We start from the raw sequence: 19,916 nt of genomic DNA on the forward strand, positions 1-19,916 counted from the left end.
GCCTAACCTTGTTTCTTTTGCATTTTCGCCCAGGTATCACGCATACCTACAGTTCGATTCATCACAATATGGTCTGGCGTGCTATCCTTATCTGTTACAAAATAACCGGTGCGCAAGAAATGATAATGATCACCCACTTGTGTATTATGGAATGCTGCTTCACCTTTAGCAGATTTTACTTCTAAGGAGTTTGGATTCAACTGTTGTAAGAAATCCTTATCTGCCGATTCGTCATCTTCTGCAGATAATAAATAATCGTATAAGCGCACTTCCATATCTACCGCTGTAGAGGCTTCTACCCAATGTAAGATACCTTTTACTTTCTTTTGACAGCCTGTTCCAGATTTTGTAGTTGGATCATAGGTACAATGGATTTCAGTGATATTGCCATTGTCATCCTTTAATACAGATTGACATTCAATGATGTAGGCACCTTTTAAGCGTACTTCTTTGCCAGGTGCTAAACGGAAGAATTTTTTCACTGGCTCTTCCATAAAATCACCACGCTCAATGTACACTTCTCGACCAAATGTCACTTCACGTGTGCCCATTGCTTCATTTTCTGTATTGTTCTCGATCACTAATGTCTCCGTTTGCCCTTCTGGATAATTTGTGATGACAACTTTTACTGGGTCTAGTACTGCCATATACCGTGGCGCTTTTAATTTCAAATCTTCACGGATACAGAACTCTAATAGACCTACTTCTACCATGCTATCTGCTTTGGCTACACCAATACGTTCACAGAAATCCCGAATGGACTCTGGGGTATAACCACGACGACGTAAACCAGAAATCGTTGGCATACGAGGATCATCCCAACCACTTACAAGATTTAACTCAACTAATTGACGCAATTTACGTTTACTCATGACCATATTCGTCACATTTAAGCGAGCAAATTCAATCTGTTTTGGTTTTTCTGTATCTTCCCAATCTTCCAACACCCAATTATAGAGTGGTCGATGCACTTCAAATTCTAAGGTACATACAGAATGGGTAATACGTTCAATCGCATCAGATACTGGATGGGCATAGTCATACATAGGGTAAATATTCCATTCAGAACCTGTACGATGATGGTCAGCATGTAAAATACGATACAATACAGGATCTCGCATTACGATATTAGGGTCTGCCATATCAATTTTGGCACGTAATACTTTTTCTCCATCCTTATATTTGCCCGCTTTCATTTCTTCAAAAAGACGTAAGTTTTCTTCCACGCTACGGTCACGATAAGGACTATTCGTGCCAGGAGTTGTAAAATCACCACGAGTAGCACGGATTTCTTCTGGTGTTTGATCATCTACATAGGCTTTACCTTTTTTGATCAATACTTGGGCATATTCATATAATTTACCAAAATAGTCAGATGCATAATGTACATCCCCATACCATTCAAAGCCTAACCATTTTACATCTTCTTCAATGGATTCTACATATTCCACATCTTCTTTCACAGGATTTGTATCATCAAAACGCAAGTTTGTTAAGCCATGATACGATTTGCCAAGACCAAAGTTAAGACAAATAGATTTTGCATGTCCAATATGCAAATACCCATTTGGCTCAGGTGGGAATCGCGTATGAACACGTTTTCCATAGGTATTTTCTTCATTGTCTGTATTAATAATCGCTTCAATAAAATTAACAGTTTGAGGCGTTGTTTCTTCTGTACTCATCATCGTCTCTTTCGATTCCATGTGATTCTTCCTCTCTTAGATTGATTATACACAAGTGCACGTTCTGCACATTCTCTTTATTATACCACAGGAACAGCTATGTTTCACCGTTTTCTTATGAATGAAACCAGCAATTTTCATATCAGCTCTCTCTACCATTTATTTCTCGATGGATTGGTAATTAACGCTTTCATTGACACAGGTCAACAATGGTTTACCATGTACACCAGCAATCAGATTATTAGCTGTCAGCATAGCCATCTCTTTACGAGTGCGATCAGTGAAAGACCCAATATGAGGTACCACTAGGCATTTACCAGTTTTAAGTAATGGATGGTCTGCCCCAATTGGTTCTGGATCTACCACATCTAGAGCCGCGTAATCGATTTGACCCGTTTCTAATGCGTGCACTAATGCATCTGTATCCACAATTTTTCCACGTCCCACATTTACAAATAAAGCCGTCTCCTTCATCATTTCAAAAGCTTCTGCATCAATTAAATGATGTGTTTCCTCTGTCAATGGAGCCATTACTAAAATAATATCACTAGTAGTGAGCAACTTGCCCAGTGATACATAGGTTGTCATAAGTAAACTATCGTCATTGCGACGATTACGGTTATGATACTGTACAGTCATCCCAAAAGCACGAGCTCTACGAGATACGGACACACCAATTTTACCCATACCTATAATGCCTAATGTCATACGGCTTAAGTCTTTACCTTTAATATTTGAAGGACGTTCAACCCATTTACCCTCCTTAACGAACTGAGCATTTTCATAAATTCTACGGCTCGCAGCTGCCATCAATGTAAATGCTAACTCAGCTGTGGTTTCTGTTAATACATCAGGTGTATTGCCATAAGGTATATGACGTGCTGTTAACGCATCGATATCAATATTATCATAGCCCACAGAAGCCTGTGCAATTACCTTTAAATTTGGCGCATCTTTAACTAGTTCTTCATCCACAGTAAAATGATTAATACTCCATAATCCATCTGCATCACGAAGCCATTCTTTTAGCAGCTCTTTTGGCATTTTTTCTTTTTCTGTCCACTGACGCACTGTCACATGTTCACTTAAATAAGCGACTACATCTTTACGCACTAGACCCGGTACTACTACTATTGGTTTATTCATTTTTACCTCACTTTCATGTATCCTATGTATCTACCCTATAAGTATTATGTTATATTATCCACTCTTGACTATTGCTAGTCATCGTTATAAATACCTCTTTTGTAAATTATATCACATCTCCTTTGGACAATAAAAAAGACAGTCCTATTTTCATAGAACTGTGCTTTTTATTTGTAGATACGGTAACTTGCACTCTCAAACGTACCCGAGAGCTTCTACGCTTTCTATACGATGATATGCTATTCCACAAACGTTCCTAGAATAACATGTTTATCCTACCAATTGGATTTTCCTTCATTGAACATTTCAAATGCATGTGCAATTTGGCGTCTCAATTTTAATCGTTGTGAATCACTTAATACATATTCTACACCATTATGTGCGATGCGCCCATTTTTTACAATGCTACTCAAATCGTAAAGAATTTCTCTAGCCATGCTTGCATTGCCTGCTAATTCATCAATTGTTACATCATAATAATTAGCCAATCGCTTTAAGGTTTCCAAATCAGGCTCTCGATATCCTGTTTCGTAATTTGACAGGGCAGCATTACTAATACCAATATCCCGAGCCACATCTAATTGACTCCGCCCAATCCGTTTACGGGCATGTCTTAAATTTTCACCTAATGCCATTGTATCACCCCTTATACTACGTGAATCTATAGTATAAATAACCTATCTCTATTATAGCATGAGATACAATAGATATGCTATAGAAAACCACTATCCCACATCTCACGAATTGTGTATCTCTCTATGTTTTTTAGCATTTTTGAATTGTATTACACGAATTGAATTGTTTATCCCAACTGCGCATGCGTATTTTTGATTATATTTTAATCAGAATTGATAGATTTCATTCTATTTTAATCGTTTTTACTCATAAATTATTTATATTATTCGTGTGCATGTTCTGGTGGCGGTAATTGTTCAACTCGGAATACCTCACCTATAGTTTGAATTTTTCCAGGAATGTATTCAACAATCTGTGTCATCAATACATATAACAATCGTGGATCAAAATTAGAATTTGCGCTTTGATTAATACAATCTAAATATACACTATCATCATCTTCTTCAATATAATATTTGAAGCTTTTATATGTACTGTTCTCACGATTGATAAAAGTCAGAATATCTTGACGATTTTCCTTAGTAACAACACCTGCCCCCATCAATAATCGAATTGTAGCATAAATTGTATCATCCAACAATAAAAATACTGGAATATCTCCTAATTCTGTTTGTACATAGGATCTAAATACAACCGTATGATCTTCATCGCCAACTTCACGCTTTTCAAAGCATGTCAATTGTTCATCAATGAGAAATTTTTCAAATAATCTCGCCTTTTCATTCATAGGTATCACCTCGTTAAAAAAAAGGGCATTGCTTGTCACAATGCCCATATAATTTTATTCTATCAGTCTTAATCCTTTTTAGATTTTGTAGTTTTCCGCGGTTTACTTTCTTTTTTAGTAGCCGTTTCTTCTACTGCAGTATTTTCTACTTTAACACTTTCTACTGCTGCAATAATACGAGTTAAGTCTTTTTGTGTATGTGGATACAAGACCTCAAAAATAGTATATGCTACTAACTCTGGCTCAAAATTATCTCCACTCATTAAGCTTACATCTAAAAGAATTGCTTCGTAGCCATCTTCTTCCATTAGATAGTGTTTGAAACATTTAAATTCACTATTCAATTGATTTAGCACTTCCACTGTAGCTTTTCGTTGTTCTGGAGTGAAACGACCACCTGCAATTTCTAAACGCACAAAACCAAATGGCGTATCATCCAATACTACAAACAATGGGAACACAATATCATTATACTCAATACTCGCATCGAATATCGCTGTATTATATTGATCATTTTCAATCTCACGAAGAGTAAAAAGATTTGTTAATTCATTTTGTTCAATAAACTGTTGAAATAATTCTGCTTTTTTGTTCACTGTCTTAACTCCATTCCAAATACGTTTAAAATTAAAACTCATTACCATAATGATAACACACAATGAGATATGATTTCAATGGATTAACAAGATTCATCTTCTTTATAAATACAACGATCATTTTCAAAGCGTGCAATTCGCACTAAAGAATGTACTTCATACCCTGCTTTTTCTAAACGCTCACGACCTGGTTGGAATGATTTTTCAATGACAATAGCAATTCCTTCTACCGTATCTCCTGCGCTTTCTACAAGCTTAGCTAATCCCATAGCCGCTTCACCGCTAGCTAAAAAATCATCAATAATTAATACTTTCTCTCCTGCAGGTAAGAATTTTTTGGAGATTGTTACATCATAGTTCTCTTCTTTGGTATAAGAATATACCACAGAGTGATATACATCATCTGTCATCAAAATGGATTTTTTCTTGCGCGCAAATACTAAAGGAACATCTAATTCAATGGCAACTTGTAATGCGATTGCAATACCAGAGGCTTCAATCGTAACAATACGTTCAATACCTCGTCCTTCAAATTGTTTCGCAATTTCTTTACCGATTTGAACAAACAATTTAGGATCAATTTGATGATTTAAAAATCCATCTACTTTTAACACTCGATTGTTTAATACAATACCTTCTGCATCAATACGCTGTTTTAATAATTCCACGATGATCCTCCTTATTGTTTTCTGTCTTTCAATATATTAATAAATTGTGAAACACCTTCTGTTAATGCATCCATTCTTGATCGTACTAATACAATACGACGCTCTGGAATATGTAAGTTTGTTTTTAATTCGATTAAAGAACCTTTTTTTATTTTTTCTCTAGCCACTAATTCTGGCACTAAAGAAATCCCTAAGTTAATTTCAACCAAATCCATAAGTACATCCAAGCTACCTAGCTCAAAAGCTGGGCTCGTACATCGATTATAGGTAACCGTATCAAAAAAAGTACGACTGCTCGCCCCCATCGTAAGCAATAATAATGGCTCTGCCATAATTTCATCAATGGACCAAACCTTCGACTCATCTTTGTATATAGTGCCTCCTACAAATATATCTTGCATAGGCTCTAAATCTAGGATTTCTAAAAGATTATTATCATAGAGTCCATCATAGGCATGAACCACAGCGATTTGAGCCTCTCCCGATTCAAGCATTCCTACGCATTCACGGGATGGTCGATTCGTAACACGTAAACTAATATCTAGCTGTTTTTCTTGCCAACTTTTGAAAGTAGGTAACAAAAAATACTTACTCAATGTATCTGTAGCTGCTAAGTGTAAACTCTTATAATCCCTAGATACACGTTCTTGTAGTTTTACAATCCCATTGTCTAAAATGGAAAATGCTTCTACAGCTGTTTCAAAGAGTTCACGACCTGCTTTTGTAAAAGCTACTGATTTTGTTGTCCTTTCAAATAGAGGAATTCCTAAATCTTTTTCTAATTGCTTAATACTCTGGCTAATGGCCGATTGTGAGACACCATTCGCTTTCGCTGCCTTGGAAAAAGATAAGTGCAATCCTACTCCCACAAAGGCACGCAGTAATTCTGCAGACACAGACATAAATAACCTCAAATTTTCTATGAAAGTAATTCACTTCCACTATTACTTTACTATTATATATACTTATAAGTTTACCTATATTCATTACTATTGTCAAACTGCAAAAATACAAATAGAATTTTATCTATCTATTTGTAATAAAACTATATAAAATGGTTGCGTTCTAGCTTATAAACTAGTAATATATATTTGATAAGAAAATCTGGGGCATAACAATCCCCCCGTATGTATGAAAGGAATTTAACTATGCATTGCGCACAAAAATTGACTGATCATATTTATTGGATTGGTAGCAACGATTGGAGTACAGAACGTTTTGAAAACTTGTTTCCAATTCCAAATGGGGTAAGCTACAATTCCTATTTTATTGACGACGAAAAAACTTGTATTGTTGACTCTGTAGATGATAGCATTCGTCAAGAATTCTTTGACAATGTAGAACATTTGTTAAATGGTCGTGAGTTAGATTATTTAATCGTAAATCACATGGAACCTGATCATTGTGCTACATTAGTAGAATTGCTAGACCGTTACCCAAATGTGAAAATGGTCGGCAATAAAACTACCTTCCGATTCTTTGAGCAGTTCTATGGTCGTCCAGCTCCTGACAACTACTACGAAGTAAAAGAAGGCGACACCATCGATCTTGGTCATCATAAGCTTCACAGCTACACCATGCCAATGGTTCACTGGCCAGAAGTAACCTGTACTTACGAATCAACAACAGGCACTTTATTCTCTGCTGATGCGTTTGGTACATTTGGCACCATCAACGGCAATATCTTCGCTGATCAATTAGATTTTGATCGTGTATACGAAGATGAAGCTCGTCGTTATTACACAAATATCGTAGGCAAATATGGTGCACAAGTACAAAATGCATTGAAAAAAGCATCTTCCTTGAATGTAAATATCATTGCACCTCTTCATGGACCAATTTGGAGAACTCCTGATAGCATTTCTTATATCATCAGTAAATACATGCATTGGAGCACTTACAATGCAGAGAAAAAAGGCGTTGTCATTGCTTTCGGTTCCATGTATGGTAACACTGCTGAAATGGCTCAGCAATTAGCGAAGTTGCTATCTTTACGCGGTGTAACAGATATCCGTATTTATGATGTATCTAAAACTAATCCATCTTACATCATTTCTGATGCATGGAAATATAGCCACTTAGTATGTATGGCACCAACTTACAACTTAGGCTTATACTTGACTATGGAAAACTTATTACATGAGTTACATGCATTAAACTTCCATAACCATAAAGTTTCTATCGTAGGTAACCATTCCTGGGCATCCGGCGCGATGAAACGCATGGTTGATTACTTTACAAATGAATTTAAAAACATGGAAATTGTTGGTACTCCACTAGATATTAAAGGCGCATTACACAATGAACAATTACCATTGTTTGAAGAATTAGCAGATTCCATCGTTGCTTCCTTAGCAGAAACAGATATTAAAACTTTATAATCAATACAAGCGACTCTACTGTGTAGAGTCGCTTTTTATGTATACATCTAAACAATTAATAATACTATTGATGAATCTAGTTTTAGTATAACCCAATATTTAGTATAGAGTGTAACTGTAAATTCCTTGTAACATATACAAAATGAGCTATCATGAAGGGACATTCCCAACTTGATAGCTCATTTTTACAGGTAATATATGCATTACTATATCTGATAGCAAATAAATCTACACAGAGGATGTATAAGTACAATCACATCATTATATCTGGGTATTACCTATCGATTCTACTAACATACTATCGACGATAACGACCTAACATACGCGCCCCTTTTGGTGCTTCTAAAATCATTGACCACACCATTCCATGTCTAGCTGCCAATCGTAAGGCTTCCTTCTTAGACGTACCAGAATAAATAGGTCTGTCTTTCCTTACCTCGTTAACAGATATGTTTGCAGATTTCCTTCGTTTATCCTCTATTCGTTCATGGACTGTAGCACGCATTTCCTCTGCGTCATATCTCGGTGAGTCTACTGGCTTCTCATATCTATCTACATTCACTGGATTGCTTGTATTCACAGTCCCTTCGGAGGTGTTTCCCACCATTACATCAGGATCCATATTCACAGATTCCTTCGGGTCCCGTGAAAGTGTAATACCATAATACTCTTCCATTTCCTCCCAAGTCATATCCTTAGTCGGAACTGGTTTTTGTGACGATTCCTCGTTAGATGTTCCTTTTTTAAATATAAAGGACCCTAAAATAATCAGAATGAGTATCCCTATTTCCATAATCGGATACCTCCTCTACCTTATTCATGTGTACCTTTACCATCGATGGTAGACGCATAATCACCTTCAGAAATGCTTTCACGCATTTTAGTGTCCGCCATAATATTGTTCATCGAATAGTAATCCATAACACCCAAATTACCCTCACGTAACGCTTGAGATAATGCTTTTGGTACTTCCGCTTGAGCTTCTACTACCTTTGCTTGCATTTCTTGGGTATGGGCACGCATTTCTTGTTCTTGTGCCACCGCCATAGCTCGACGTTTTTCTGCTTGAGCTTGGGCAATTTTTTTGTCCGCTTCCGCTTGATCTGTCATCAATTGGGCGCCAATATTACGTCCTACATCTACGTCGGCAATATCAATGGATAAGATTTCAAAAGCTGTCCCTGCATCTAAGCCTTTATTCAATACAGTACGAGAAATATGGTCTGGATTTTCCAACACGTCTGTATGCTCTTCAGAAGAACCTACAGTAGTAACAATACCTTCCCCAACACGGGCAATAATCGTTGCTTCTCCAGCGCCACCAACTAAACGATCAATATTAGCACGCACTGTCACACGAGCACGAACTTTTAGTTCAATACCATTTTTAGCTACTGCAGAAATAATCGGCGTTTCAATCACTTTTGGATTGACCGACATTTGTACTGCTTCTAATACGTCACGACCTGCTAAATCAATGGCTGCAGATCGTTCAAATGTTAACTCCATAGTAGCACGTTCTGCTGCAATCAATGCATCAACCACACGGTCTACATCACCACCCGCTAAATAATGGGCCTCTAATTGATCTACCGTCACATCTAAGCCAGCTTTATTGGCTTTCACCAAAGGAAGTACGATTTGAGATGGAGATACACGACGAAGACGCATACCAATCAAAGTCATAATGCTGACGTTCACGCCTGCTGCTAGAGCAGATACCCATAGCCCTAATGGGACGAAATGTAAAAATAAAGAAATGCCGATAATTAGAATAATCGGAAAAATGATAAATCCTACCGTTCCAATAATTGTTTCCATATGTCCTCCTATCTATTTGTAGTTCTCACTACGATACGACCACCAGTAACAGAAATAATTTCCACTTCTGTGCCTGGTTCATAAAATTCACCATCAGTGACTACATCGAGGAATGTTCCTTCCACAACGATGGTCCCTGCTGGTCGCAACACCGTTTTTGTATATCCAATCTTGCCCAACCAACAATTTGGGTCTGGATGTGTAGCATATCCTTTTTCCTTAGTAGATGTTAGGTGCAATGTCAATCGTTCTCCTAAAGCTGTCTTAGGAAATACAGAGATAATCCACCACAACAATAGTACGCCCACTACTGAAAGCGAGGTGACAGTAACTATTGCCATAGGTCCTCCTCCCATCCAATCATAGATACCCCATAGGAATAGCAACAAGCCTGTTAGACCAAATATACCAAATCCTGGTATCATCATTTCGATGAGGAGCAAAATAATACCACTTACTAAAAGTCCTATCATAGCGTCTCCTTTCTCTTTACTATCTCTTTATCTGTATTATATCACAATCTCTTTATATAAAAGATGAAAAAGCTAGATTCTGTCATCTTTATTCTCCTCTTTAGCCTATATATAATAAAATAAGAGGCCTTCTAAAGAAAGCCTCTTAATTGTTTAGTGATTAAACGTCTTCGCGGTATGGAGCTTGACCGATTTCGTAGAAATCGTTTCCTTCGCTATCGATAACAACGATTGCAGGGAAATCTTCTACTGTTAATTCTGCCAAAGCTTCTGGACCTAAGTCAGCATAAGCGATAACATCATATTTTTTAATGGATTTAGCAATTAAAGCTGCTGCACCACCAACGGCTGCAAAGTAAGTTACGCCGTTTTTCTTCATAGATTCGATAACTTCTGGTTTACGGGAACCTTTACCGATCATGCCTTTGATACCTTGATCAAGCATTGTTGGTGTGTAAGCATCCATACGACCAGATGTTGTAGGACCAGCGGAACCGATTGGATCTCCTGGTTTAGCTGGGCTTGGTCCTAAATAGTAAACGATTTTGTCATGCCAATCGATTGGTAATTCTTCGCCACGTGCTAATGCTTCAGTCATTACTTTATGAGCAGCGTCACGAGCACTGTAGATTTTACCAGAAATAAGAACCATATCACCAGCTTTTAATTTACGGGATTGTTCTTCTGTTAAAGGTGTTTGAATACGAATTTGTTCTGCCATGGTTATTCCCCCTCTTAAACTTCACCGTGAGCATGACGGCTAGCGTGGCAGCAGATAGTTACTGCTACAGGAAGACCAGCGATATGTGTTGCTGCCCACTCGATATTAACGGAAACTGCTGTTGTAGAACCACCTAATTGAGGTCCGATACCAGTTTTGTTAACCATTGCATTGATTTCTTCTTCCAATTTTGCATATTCAGGATGTGCATTACGTTCTTCTACAGAGCGAAGAAGAGCTTTTTTGGAAAGGAATGCTGCGTAGTCCATAGTACCACCGATACCAATACCTAGTACCATTGGAGGGCATGGATTAGGGCCAGCTTTTTTAACGATTTCAAGAACTGCTTTTTTTACGCCTTCAACGCCATCAGCAGGAACCAACATTTTTACGCCAGATTTGTTTTCAGAGCCAAAGCCTTTTAACTCTACATTAATGTCAACTTTGTCGCCTGGAACAATTTTAGTGTAAATAACTGCTGGAGTATTATTTTTAGTGTTTACACGGTTGAACAAAGGTTCAGCTACTACGGATTTACGAAGATATCCGTCCACATAACCTTTTGCTACACCAGCTTGAATAGCTTCTTCAAGATCTCCACCTTCGAAGTGTACATCTTGACCAACTTCTAAGAATACGATTGTAAGACCAGTATCTTGGCAGATTGGACGATCTTCAGCATCAGCGATTTCCGCATTTTTGATGATTTGATCCAATACGCCTTTACCTACTGGAGATTTCTCACTCTCATAGCCTTTTTTCAATGCATTATACATATCTTTTGGAAGATGATATGCTGCATTCATACATAATTCTGCTACCTTTTCTGTTACTTTCTCAACGTGAATGTTACGCAAAGTAATCCCTCCTCAACTTAAAACAGAGACCTTTCTCTTGTGTATTATTGTATCACCATTACCTTATCTTTTTCAATTCTTTAAGAATAGGTACTATAACTGTTTATTATGATAGAATTTATTATCATTTAATGGTAAATGCATATAGTTCTCTATTTCTAAGGTATTCTTAAATCCCATGGTTCATTCCTTATATGGACAAATATCCACCCTTTATAAACCATTTAAAATACACATATATTTAATCTTCTCAATACATTATTTCCTACTAAAAACTACTATGTTTACACACAAAATATACCTCTATAAACTGAAAAACTCTCTCATTAAATCATAATAAGAGAGTTTTATTTATGCTATTTTATATATTTTCTTATGGAAATAGTGCTACCTATGATTTATTGATATAGCAAATATAGGTTATTTCCAGCCATATATGTAACATTTATTATAGACAATCATACCCACTATAGGTCAGCTGCTTCTATCCACTCTTGTAAATCGGCTTCTCCTCCAATGATATCTTCATCATAAGCGCCTGCTAACTCTGGGTAACGACATACTTCAATCGTATAGAGTATCGCTTCATCGCGACCATTACGGAAGGTGCCAATCCATACACCACGAATCGTAGACTCATACCATTCTACTGGTTGATCTGTATCTTTCAGATGGATCGTCACATCACCACGTCCCAATGTTTCCAATACTTCCACTTGCTCTTCCATAGTGAGACCTGTATTTTCCACATAAATCGTATAGGTTTCTCCTGTTTGACGCAAGTGCTGCATAGCATTTTTCAATTCTTGAAACACCGCTTTTACACGGCCAAATTCATTTTGCATAGAATCTCCTTATCAAATTATTACAGTTTATAGTATGTAGCAGTCTATTCTTCTTTTCCACTCACAGGACTAGCTGTTACATGCCAATTAGATAAAACCCTCAGCACTCGTTCTTTCACTTCTGCTACCGCAGCTTGTGTGGAATCACTCAAGGTAAGGCCTAATTCTAAACTTTCAGGTTCTACACCGATGACAACGGCATCTTCTAAAGGATCTTCTTGTAATGCACGAATACGTAAAATATCTTGCATCCCCACTTCATGCACAGAAATAGCTTCAGTAAAATAACTATTCATTTCCTCATGAGGAAACTCATATACTGTGCCTGGCACATCACCACCATTGATGGCATCCACTAATAATAGTTTTGTCATACCCCGCATATACGTAAGCAATTCCATGCCCATGGTGCCTCCATCTAGAATGGTAATAGGAGGATTAAATACATAATCCTCCTGTAATTGGTTCACCACATGGACACCGAATCCCTCATCAGTAAGCAAAATATTGCCTACCCCTAATAATACAATGGGATTACTTTTTATTTGGTCCATATAAGTCCTCTATATCTTCTGGATCTGTAGGATAAAATTTCATACCTGAAACCATACTAGATACTTCTCCAGATTCTTCCATAACATCTTCACGGAATGCCAAATATACGTGAATAATTGTAAATAACAAGAATCCCCAAGCAATATAATGATGAATCATATGCACTTGATATTCCGTAAATAATAAGTTCACTGGATTAAAAATTTGTGCCACCCATGTATCAGGATACACTTGGGCATACATAGCAAGTCCTGTAGAAATTTCTAAGAACATCATTACATAGACGCCCACATAACTAGTACGCGCTAAAGAATTACGCAAGAAACGATGCTCCCGTTGTTGTGGCAACATCATGTAATGCTTCATGGTATCCCATATACCAACCCAATAACTTTTTTTATGAAATCTTGGGAATAAGCGATCCCCTCGATAGCGAATGCCTCCGTAAATACGGAATACAAAAGATGCAATTAAGATAAAGGCTGCAATGAAGTGAATCTTACGAATCATTTCCATAGAGAACCAACCGCCTACAGCAATAGTCGGTTCCACACTACCTGGTGTAGCTTGGAATCCTGGATTCCCGATATACAAGCCAGTCCAGAATAGAGCCGTTACACAGAGCACCATAGTCCAATGGAAAATACGAAGCCATAAACTAAATACGCGATAGGGCTTTTTATTTAACGGTAACATAGATAGCCTCCTCCTATTTACATAGGGCATCTGTATTGACAGACACTATTTTTTCACCCTTTTTATTGTACAAGTGCGTCGCACATGCTAAGCAAGGGTCAAAGGAATGAATCCCTTTTAAAATTTCCAATGGTTTATCTGCAATTTTAACTTTTGTATCCATCATATTTGCTTCATATGCACCATGTTCGCCAGCAATCGTTTTAGGGCATGCATTCCAAGTCGTTGGTACGATACATTGATAATTGTCTACACGACCATCTTTGATGACACACCAATGACCTAAGCCACCACGAGGTGCATCTAATACACCTACACCTTTTGCCTCTTTTGGCCAAGTATTAGGATCGAATTTACGCGTGTCCGCCACTACAGTATCACCGGTTTTGATATTTTCAATCAAGCGATTGTAGAAATGTTGGCTCAAATTCGCTGCCACTTGTGCATCTAAACCACGAGCTGCGGTACGGCCCACTGTGGAACACATCCACACATGCGCTGGTACGCCTAGCACTTTGGATACAGCATCAATTTGGTCCACCATCATTTTCTCAGCCCAAGTTGGGTCTTTGATGATGCCTTGTTTTACTTTTACATAGACAACGATATATTTTGCCAATGGGCCCACTTCGCAGGCTTTTCCTTTGAATGTAGGAGATTTAATCCAAGAATATTTTTTCTCTTCATCCAAGAATTCCCATTTTTTATTTGTTCCCGTTTTAGGACCTGTGAAAGCAGGTTTTGTCACACCTTCTGTTGGATGCAAGGATGTTTCACCATTTGGATATTCAAACCAAGAATGATTGATTTCTTCTGACAAGAAGTCAGGGTTCATCAAATCTTCCCCTTCTAGTGCTGTAAATGTTGCTTTTTCCCAGCCAAGCTCAAAGTTTTCTACTACACCGTTTGCACGCACCAGCGCTTTTTTGAAATAATCTCCGTTGCTGATGCCAGTGAATGTATCATCTGGATAGCCACCATAAGCTAACACGCGTTTTTTCGCCAATCCGCCGCCGTCTACCATGCCAGCTTTTACATATAGATGGCCGATAGCTAGTAAATCTGGTAAATAGAAATAGTTCACCAAATCTTTTGCCAAGGAAATAGATTCATCTACACTTGCCAAACGAGCCGCATTGACAGGTGCATTCATATCATCCATGGAAATAGAGCAAGGCATACCACCTACAATGTAATGAGGATGTGGGTTTTTGCCACCGAAAATAACATGTGGTGTCACAATATCACGTTGACGATCCAAGATTGTCAAATAGTGGGAAATGGCCATCAAATGCACTTCTGGAGGCAATAATTGATAGTCTGGGTGATCCCACCATTGGGCGGAGAAAATACCTAATTGACCACTTTCTACAATTTTTTTCACTTTTGTTTGGATCGCTGCATAATACGTAGCATTTCCTTTAGGGAACTCCTTAGGGTATGCAGATGTGCCAGATTCCAAATCTTTTGGTTGTAATCCACTCACATTGTATGTGTCTAAGACTTGTTGTTGCAATTCTGCTGTTTTCTTAGGATCTGCTTTCAATGCCTCTACTGGACTTACCCAGTCAAGGGCATGCAAGTGATAGAAATGCACAATATGGTCATGCACATCTAAACAACTATGCATCATATTACGAATATAATTGGCATTTTTAGGAATTTGAATCCCCAATGCATCTTCTACAGCACGAAGAGCTGCTAAGGCATGCGTAGAGGTACATACTCCACATATGCGTTGCACGAAGGCCCATACATCTCGAGGGTCACGATTTTTAGCTACTAATTCAATCCCACGCCAAGCCGTACCACTAGATAGGGCATCTTGTACTTGGCCTGTTCCTTCATCAACACTAACTTCTACACGCAAGTGACCTTCAATACGGGTCACTGGATCTACTACAACTCGTTTCATTATTGGTCACTACCTTTCTCGTCAGATTCTTTTTGTTTCGCTTCTTGTTCTGCTAAATATTTCTTCTCTTCTTGAATAGAATCATATTTATGTTTTGCCAAGGTAATACCACCATGAGCCACTACAGCACCAAAAGCACCAAATCCTGCCACTGTTCCTAATGTATCCACATCGGTGATGGTGTTTGGGGTATGAATATGAGGCAATCGTTGGTAAAAGTTATCATTGTCCCAGAATCCCTTTTCAGAGCAACCAATACAACCATGTCCAGATTGAATTGGATAGGACAACCCATTCCACCAACGCAAATTACCACAAGAGTTATATGTTTCTGGTCCACGGCAACCTACTTTATATAGACACCAACCAGCTTTCGATGCATCATCATCAAAATGTTCCACAAACAATCCAGAATCAAAGAAAGGACGACGATAGCATGTATCATGGATACGATTGCCATAAAATTGTTTTGGCCTTCCTTCCACATCAAGCGGTGGAATTTCACCAAATAAAGCATAATGCATAATCACACCAGTCATGACCTCTGGAATTGGAGGGCATCCCGGTACTTTAATGATTTTTTTGCCTTTTACAATAGAAGAAACAGACACTGTATTCGTTGGGTTCGGTTTTGCCGCTTGAATACCGCCCCAAGCTGCACAAGAGCCGTATTCGATGATGAAAGCAGCCCCTTCAGCGCATTCTTTCAATACATCTACAAATGGACGTCCACCAACTTGGCAGTAAGATCCATTTTCATCCAATGGAACGCCACCTTCAACAGCTAATACATACTTACCTTTTTTACTTTCTAACAAGTGATGTAAATGATGTTCAAATGGTTCCCCTGCTGCGGCAGCCAAGGTATCATCATACTCTAAGGCAATCATATTTAAAATCACATCAGATGCGAAAGGCGATGTGGATCGAATGAAAGATTCGTCACATCCTGTACATTCATGACCATGCAACCAAATCACCGTAGGTAATTCTTTTGTTTCTGCCGCTGCCACGACTTTATTGGTCAATGCTGGCGGCAACCCTAAAATAGCAGTTAAAGCTACACAGGATTTCATAAAAGTACGTCGACTTAATTTACGTTCTTGGAATAATTTCCAAAGACTATTCAATGATTCTTTCACAAAAAAGCCCCTTTCTTGCAATAACTTTATAGCATCTCTACAAATTAATATACTATCCATAGTATATCATGAAAGATATTCCTTCTATAGAACATTAATCACTAATTTGTAAAAATAATTTTATATCCTCTATTTATAGTTTCAATAATTTACGTACAGAAGCTGCCTTCTTATAGCCTCCTACGCGATCTTTCTCTTTTCCTTTTTTATAGCAGATAATTGTTGGTACACCTTGCACATCTTCTTTTAAAGCAATCTCTTTAGCTACGTCAATATCAATAGCAATCATGCGTGCTACACCTTGCAATTCATCATGTAACACATCCAGTTCTTCTTTCATAGATTGACAAGGAGAACACCATTCTGCTGTAAAGCAAGCTAAGACGATTTCATCCTCACCTTTTACAACAGCTTTAAAATCTTCATAGTTGTTAATCGATTCTAGTTTCATCACAATACCTCCTACAATAACAAAACCGCTCCGAAGAGCGGTTTTGAGCAAGCAATCAATAAGCCGAGTTCTGTCCTGCTTTCGCAGTGGCGATTATCTTTCTAGGCGCATAGTTGCCTATACGCTCAAGCGGCACAACCCGAAAGGTAGGCGGGCAACCCTTAACCCTTTCCTATTCGGCCTTGCTCCGGATGGGGTTTACCGAGCATACATGTTACCATGTACCTGGTGCGCTCTTACCGCGACCGTTCCACCCTTACCACCCAAAGGTGGCGGTTTACTTTTCTGTGGCACTATTCCCTATGGTCACCCACGCCGGCCGTTAGCCGGCATCCTGCCCTATGGAGCTCGGACTTTCCTCAAGTCAAGTAGACTTGCAATCGCCTTTCATACTTACTGTTTAAGTCTAGCATAGACCACCGAGAGGGTCAATACCTCTCTTATACATTATAAACCGAAAGTGCTTAGACTTCAAAGAAAAAATCTCTTTGTACTTTACTTTCTATGACCTCTACTTCTTGAGTTGTGAAAATTCTTTCTATCATTCGTTTCAATACTGTTTGGCTCATGTATTCTGTACCATAATGGCCCGCGTCCACTACTGTGATTCCTAATTCTTTTGCTAGTTGCATATCATGGTATTTGACATCCCCAGTAATATACACATCTGCTTTTTGCTTAGCTGCTATCTTAATGAACTCCGCTCCACTACCCGTACATAGACCTATACGTTGAATAGATGATTGCTTAGCTCCACCCCAACGCAATGTACTATGAGGGAATGCAGATTGTAATACTTCTTTGAACTCCCCTATCGATAGTGATTGCGGTAAATTGCCAATGCGACCAATATAGTGTGCATCATACGCATTCTCTAAAGCTACTATATCGTAGGCAATTTCTTCATACGGGTGGGCTTCTTTCATAGCCGCTAACACCTGACCTAATAGCTTTTTAGGCACTACCGTTTCCACTCGTTCTTCCTGTACAGTTTCAATTGCCCCTACCTGACCAATAAAAGGGTTCGTCCCTTCTAAGGGCAAGAACCTTCCTTCTCCAGCAACAGAAAAACTGCAATGACTGTACGCGCCGATATGACCTGCCCCCGCGTTGCCCATGGCTTGGCGAAGTTGTTCACTATGTGTAATAGGTACATAAACAGCCACTTTATAAGCCACGTCACGTCCCGTTTCTTCTAACCCTTGTATATCTTGTAACCCTAGTCGTATAGCCACTTCGTCATTAAGACCACCAGCTGTAACATCCAAATTCGTATGCGCACTATACACATTAATCCTATGGCATAATAGATCTTTAATCATCTTTCCTTGCATCGTATCCGTGTTGATAGATTTGATACCTTTAAAAATCATCGGATGATGTGTCACAATCGCATCTACCTGTTGCTCTATCGCTTCTGCTACTACTTCTGGCGTCACATCTAATGCCGTTAACACACGTTGCACAGTTGAACTCATAGATCCCACTTGTAATCCGCAATTATCCCAAGACTCTTGCAACTGCAATGGCGCTTGACTTTCAATGGCTTGAGCAATATCTTTCATAGTTACCATATATACCTCCTATCCACCACTCAAGGTATGATGTAACGTTCCATACTCATCAATGGTTATACTTTTTTAATGGTAAAAGTTTCACCTGTACCTATTGTAAAATACCTTGTAATGCCTTCATTTCTTGTTCCATCACCTGAATAGCATCACTGGATTTCGCTGTATCACGCATATGTTGTAGGATAGATTGCAACGTTTCAATTCTACGTTGTATGTGCTGTGTCCAAACTTCAGATTGTTCTTGTTGTAACAAAGCACCATATTCCCATAACATCGATTCTCTAGATAGCTCATTATACACGGAAGTAGCGCCTCGTTGTACTAACCACATATCATAATATTGGTTACCCTCTACTAAGCATGCTTCTTGAATAATGCCATACCCTTGATCTACTAAAAATTGTTTCAACTCTCGTCGATGGCTTTGTGGTTGTAATACATAGGTATGTAACAATTCAGGGCCTACCGTAATGATGTGTTGCATCAATTCTCCACCCATGCCGCAAATGACTGCGCAGTCTACTTCTCCTTCTTTTGTGACAGCTAATCCATCTCCTAATCTACATGTAATATAATTTTCTAATTTCCGTTCTTTTATCAATCCTCTAGCGGATTCCAAAGGGCCTTGATTCACATCAATAGCGATAACTTGTGTAGCCACTTTTTCTTCTATACAAGCCACTGCTAAATACCCATGATCGGTACCCACATCTGCCACCGTTTGACATTGTGGAATCATATGTAATACTTGTTCTAATCGTTTTGAAAGTGCCATATCTGTAATCTTCTCTTTCATTATACAATGAACATCTATAGATAACAAAAACCATCTCACAATGTGAGATGGTTTCTTATGGTGGGCCCACCTGGATTTGAACCAGGGACCGACCGGTTATGAGCCGGTTGCTCTACCCCTGAGCTATAGGCCCTCGTTTGGTGCGGATGATGGGACTTGAACCCATACGAGCGTACGCTCACCACCCCCTCAAGATGGCGTGTCTGCCATTCCACCACATCCGCATGAGGA

21 protein-coding genes, 2 tRNA genes and 1 other RNA gene are annotated in these 19,916 nt (G+C 38.6%); 1 reads left to right on the plus strand and 23 read right to left on the minus strand.

Features of this window, described 5'->3' with window-relative positions:
- Nucleotides 1–2 precede the first annotated feature (2 nt).
- The 7 genes from EO119_RS03505 to EO119_RS03535 form a co-directional block, all read right to left on the minus strand.
- Complete coding sequence (locus EO119_RS03505; RefSeq protein ID WP_126940712.1) at nt 3–1,706, minus strand: glutamine--tRNA ligase/YqeY domain fusion protein; 1,704 nt, start codon at nt 1,704–1,706, stop codon at nt 3–5.
- 138 nt (nt 1,707–1,844) lie between these two features.
- Entirely contained in the window at nt 1,845–2,831 is a 987-nt protein-coding gene (locus tag EO119_RS03510) for a D-glycerate dehydrogenase (RefSeq protein ID WP_126940713.1), read from the minus strand.
- 275 nt (nt 2,832–3,106) lie between these two features.
- A complete protein-coding gene (locus EO119_RS03515) occupies nt 3,107–3,466 on the minus strand; it encodes a helix-turn-helix domain-containing protein (RefSeq protein WP_009353094.1) in 360 nt (119 codons plus the stop codon).
- Nucleotides 3,467–3,729: 263 nt separating this feature from the next.
- Nucleotides 3,730–4,194 carry a hypothetical protein gene (locus EO119_RS03520; protein WP_009353098.1) on the minus strand — a complete coding sequence of 155 codons (465 nt, stop codon included), beginning with the start codon at nt 4,192–4,194 and terminating at the stop codon, nt 3,730–3,732.
- 68 nt (nt 4,195–4,262) lie between these two features.
- Nucleotides 4,263–4,790, minus strand: a complete 528-nt coding sequence (locus EO119_RS03525; protein WP_009353096.1) for a hypothetical protein — start codon at nt 4,788–4,790, stop codon at nt 4,263–4,265.
- 83 nt (nt 4,791–4,873) lie between these two features.
- The gene (locus EO119_RS03530; RefSeq protein ID WP_009353068.1) at nt 4,874–5,458 is read right to left on the minus strand and encodes a xanthine phosphoribosyltransferase; all 585 of its coding nucleotides are present in this window, start codon (nt 5,456–5,458) and stop codon (nt 4,874–4,876) included.
- Between the two features lie 11 nt (nt 5,459–5,469).
- On the minus strand, nt 5,470–6,360 hold the full coding sequence (locus EO119_RS03535; protein WP_126940714.1) for a LysR family transcriptional regulator: 891 nt from the start codon (nt 6,358–6,360) through the stop codon (nt 5,470–5,472).
- A gap of 246 nt (nt 6,361–6,606) precedes the next feature.
- Between EO119_RS03535 and EO119_RS03540 the strand changes: the two genes are divergently transcribed.
- Nucleotides 6,607–7,839: an FprA family A-type flavoprotein gene (locus tag EO119_RS03540; protein WP_126940715.1), complete on the plus strand. Its 1,233-nt coding sequence runs from the start codon at nt 6,607–6,609 to the stop codon at nt 7,837–7,839.
- Between the two features lie 298 nt (nt 7,840–8,137).
- Here the strand turns inward: EO119_RS03540 and EO119_RS03545 are convergent, their stop codons facing one another.
- The 16 genes from EO119_RS03545 to EO119_RS03620 all read right to left on the minus strand — a co-directional run bounded on the left by EO119_RS03545 (nt 8,138) and on the right by EO119_RS03620 (nt 19,909).
- On the minus strand, nt 8,138–8,632 hold the full coding sequence (locus tag EO119_RS03545; protein WP_126940716.1) for a hypothetical protein: 495 nt from the start codon (nt 8,630–8,632) through the stop codon (nt 8,138–8,140).
- A gap of 20 nt (nt 8,633–8,652) precedes the next feature.
- Nucleotides 8,653–9,660, minus strand: a complete 1,008-nt coding sequence (floA, locus tag EO119_RS03550) for a flotillin-like protein FloA (protein WP_009353112.1) — start codon at nt 9,658–9,660, stop codon at nt 8,653–8,655.
- An 8-nt stretch (nt 9,661–9,668) separates the two neighbouring features.
- A complete protein-coding gene (locus EO119_RS03555; RefSeq protein ID WP_062401404.1) occupies nt 9,669–10,133 on the minus strand; it encodes an NfeD family protein in 465 nt (154 codons plus the stop codon).
- A gap of 160 nt (nt 10,134–10,293) precedes the next feature.
- Nucleotides 10,294–10,854 (minus strand): Fe-S-containing hydro-lyase, encoded by a 561-nt coding sequence (locus EO119_RS03560; protein ID WP_009353067.1) that lies wholly within the window; start codon nt 10,852–10,854, stop codon nt 10,294–10,296.
- A 14-nt stretch (nt 10,855–10,868) separates the two neighbouring features.
- On the minus strand, nt 10,869–11,711 hold the full coding sequence (locus tag EO119_RS03565) for a fumarate hydratase (RefSeq protein ID WP_009353063.1): 843 nt from the start codon (nt 11,709–11,711) through the stop codon (nt 10,869–10,871).
- 467 nt (nt 11,712–12,178) lie between these two features.
- A complete protein-coding gene (locus tag EO119_RS03570) occupies nt 12,179–12,556 on the minus strand; it encodes a hydrogenase expression/formation C-terminal domain-containing protein (RefSeq protein ID WP_062401403.1) in 378 nt (125 codons plus the stop codon).
- Nucleotides 12,557–12,600: 44 nt separating this feature from the next.
- Complete coding sequence (locus tag EO119_RS03575; protein ID WP_062401400.1) at nt 12,601–13,110, minus strand: HyaD/HybD family hydrogenase maturation endopeptidase; 510 nt, start codon at nt 13,108–13,110, stop codon at nt 12,601–12,603.
- Nucleotides 13,091–13,807, minus strand: coding sequence for a Ni/Fe-hydrogenase, b-type cytochrome subunit (gene cybH, locus EO119_RS03580; protein ID WP_062401398.1), 717 nt, complete (start codon nt 13,805–13,807; stop codon nt 13,091–13,093). The genes EO119_RS03575 and cybH overlap by 20 nt, the downstream gene beginning before the upstream one ends.
- Nucleotides 13,808–13,820: 13 nt before the next feature.
- On the minus strand, nt 13,821–15,722 hold the full coding sequence (locus tag EO119_RS03585; protein WP_126940717.1) for a nickel-dependent hydrogenase large subunit: 1,902 nt from the start codon (nt 15,720–15,722) through the stop codon (nt 13,821–13,823).
- Nucleotides 15,722–16,864, minus strand: a complete 1,143-nt coding sequence (locus tag EO119_RS03590; protein WP_126940718.1) for a hydrogenase small subunit — start codon at nt 16,862–16,864, stop codon at nt 15,722–15,724. Before EO119_RS03590 ends, EO119_RS03585 begins: the two co-directional genes overlap by 1 nt.
- Nucleotides 16,865–16,997: 133 nt before the next feature.
- Nucleotides 16,998–17,315 (minus strand): co-chaperone YbbN, encoded by a 318-nt coding sequence (locus tag EO119_RS03595; protein ID WP_009353085.1) that lies wholly within the window; start codon nt 17,313–17,315, stop codon nt 16,998–17,000.
- 43 nt (nt 17,316–17,358) lie between these two features.
- Nucleotides 17,359–17,712, minus strand: an RNA gene (rnpB, locus tag EO119_RS03600) — RNase P RNA component class A.
- A gap of 67 nt (nt 17,713–17,779) precedes the next feature.
- Nucleotides 17,780–18,889 carry a Nif3-like dinuclear metal center hexameric protein gene (locus tag EO119_RS03605; RefSeq protein WP_126940719.1) on the minus strand — a complete coding sequence of 370 codons (1,110 nt, stop codon included), beginning with the start codon at nt 18,887–18,889 and terminating at the stop codon, nt 17,780–17,782.
- Between the two features lie 91 nt (nt 18,890–18,980).
- Nucleotides 18,981–19,685: a class I SAM-dependent methyltransferase gene (locus tag EO119_RS03610; protein WP_126940720.1), complete on the minus strand. Its 705-nt coding sequence runs from the start codon at nt 19,683–19,685 to the stop codon at nt 18,981–18,983.
- Nucleotides 19,686–19,743: 58 nt separating this feature from the next.
- Nucleotides 19,744–19,818: transfer RNA gene (locus EO119_RS03615), tRNA-Ile, on the minus strand.
- Nucleotides 19,819–19,823: 5 nt separating this feature from the next.
- Nucleotides 19,824–19,909 (minus strand) — tRNA-Leu (locus tag EO119_RS03620).
- Between the last annotated feature and the right edge of the window lie 7 nt (nt 19,910–19,916).

The sequence above is a fragment of the Veillonella sp. CNR 79/14 genome (assembly GCF_003992185.1).
In the GTDB taxonomy this organism is placed as follows: domain Bacteria; phylum Bacillota; class Negativicutes; order Veillonellales; family Veillonellaceae; genus F0422.

Coding starts and splice junctions, on each gene's coding strand:
- EO119_RS03585 (WP_126940717.1), bottom strand. CDS start 15,722: ATGAAACGAGTTGTAGTAGATCCAGTGACCCGTATTGAAGGTCACTTG.
- EO119_RS03560 (WP_009353067.1), bottom strand. CDS start 10,854: ATGGCAGAACAAATTCGTATTCAAACACCTTTAACAGAAGAACAATCC.
- floA (WP_009353112.1), bottom strand. CDS start 9,660: ATGGAAACAATTATTGGAACGGTAGGATTTATCATTTTTCCGATTATT.
- EO119_RS03540 (WP_126940715.1), top strand. CDS start 6,607: ATGCATTGCGCACAAAAATTGACTGATCATATTTATTGGATTGGTAGC.
- EO119_RS03605 (WP_126940719.1), bottom strand. CDS start 18,889: ATGGTAACTATGAAAGATATTGCTCAAGCCATTGAAAGTCAAGCGCCA.
- EO119_RS03520 (WP_009353098.1), bottom strand. CDS start 4,194: ATGAATGAAAAGGCGAGATTATTTGAAAAATTTCTCATTGATGAACAA.
- EO119_RS03505 (WP_126940712.1), bottom strand. CDS start 1,706: ATGGAATCGAAAGAGACGATGATGAGTACAGAAGAAACAACGCCTCAA.
- EO119_RS03575 (WP_062401400.1), bottom strand. CDS start 13,110: ATGGACCAAATAAAAAGTAATCCCATTGTATTATTAGGGGTAGGCAAT.
- EO119_RS03570 (WP_062401403.1), bottom strand. CDS start 12,556: ATGCAAAATGAATTTGGCCGTGTAAAAGCGGTGTTTCAAGAATTGAAA.
- cybH (WP_062401398.1), bottom strand. CDS start 13,807: ATGTTACCGTTAAATAAAAAGCCCTATCGCGTATTTAGTTTATGGCTT.
- EO119_RS03555 (WP_062401404.1), bottom strand. CDS start 10,133: ATGATAGGACTTTTAGTAAGTGGTATTATTTTGCTCCTCATCGAAATG.
- EO119_RS03515 (WP_009353094.1), bottom strand. CDS start 3,466: ATGGCATTAGGTGAAAATTTAAGACATGCCCGTAAACGGATTGGGCGG.
- EO119_RS03545 (WP_126940716.1), bottom strand. CDS start 8,632: ATGGAAATAGGGATACTCATTCTGATTATTTTAGGGTCCTTTATATTT.
- EO119_RS03595 (WP_009353085.1), bottom strand. CDS start 17,315: ATGAAACTAGAATCGATTAACAACTATGAAGATTTTAAAGCTGTTGTA.
- EO119_RS03535 (WP_126940714.1), bottom strand. CDS start 6,360: ATGTCTGTGTCTGCAGAATTACTGCGTGCCTTTGTGGGAGTAGGATTG.
- EO119_RS03510 (WP_126940713.1), bottom strand. CDS start 2,831: ATGAATAAACCAATAGTAGTAGTACCGGGTCTAGTGCGTAAAGATGTA.
- EO119_RS03610 (WP_126940720.1), bottom strand. CDS start 19,685: ATGAAAGAGAAGATTACAGATATGGCACTTTCAAAACGATTAGAACAA.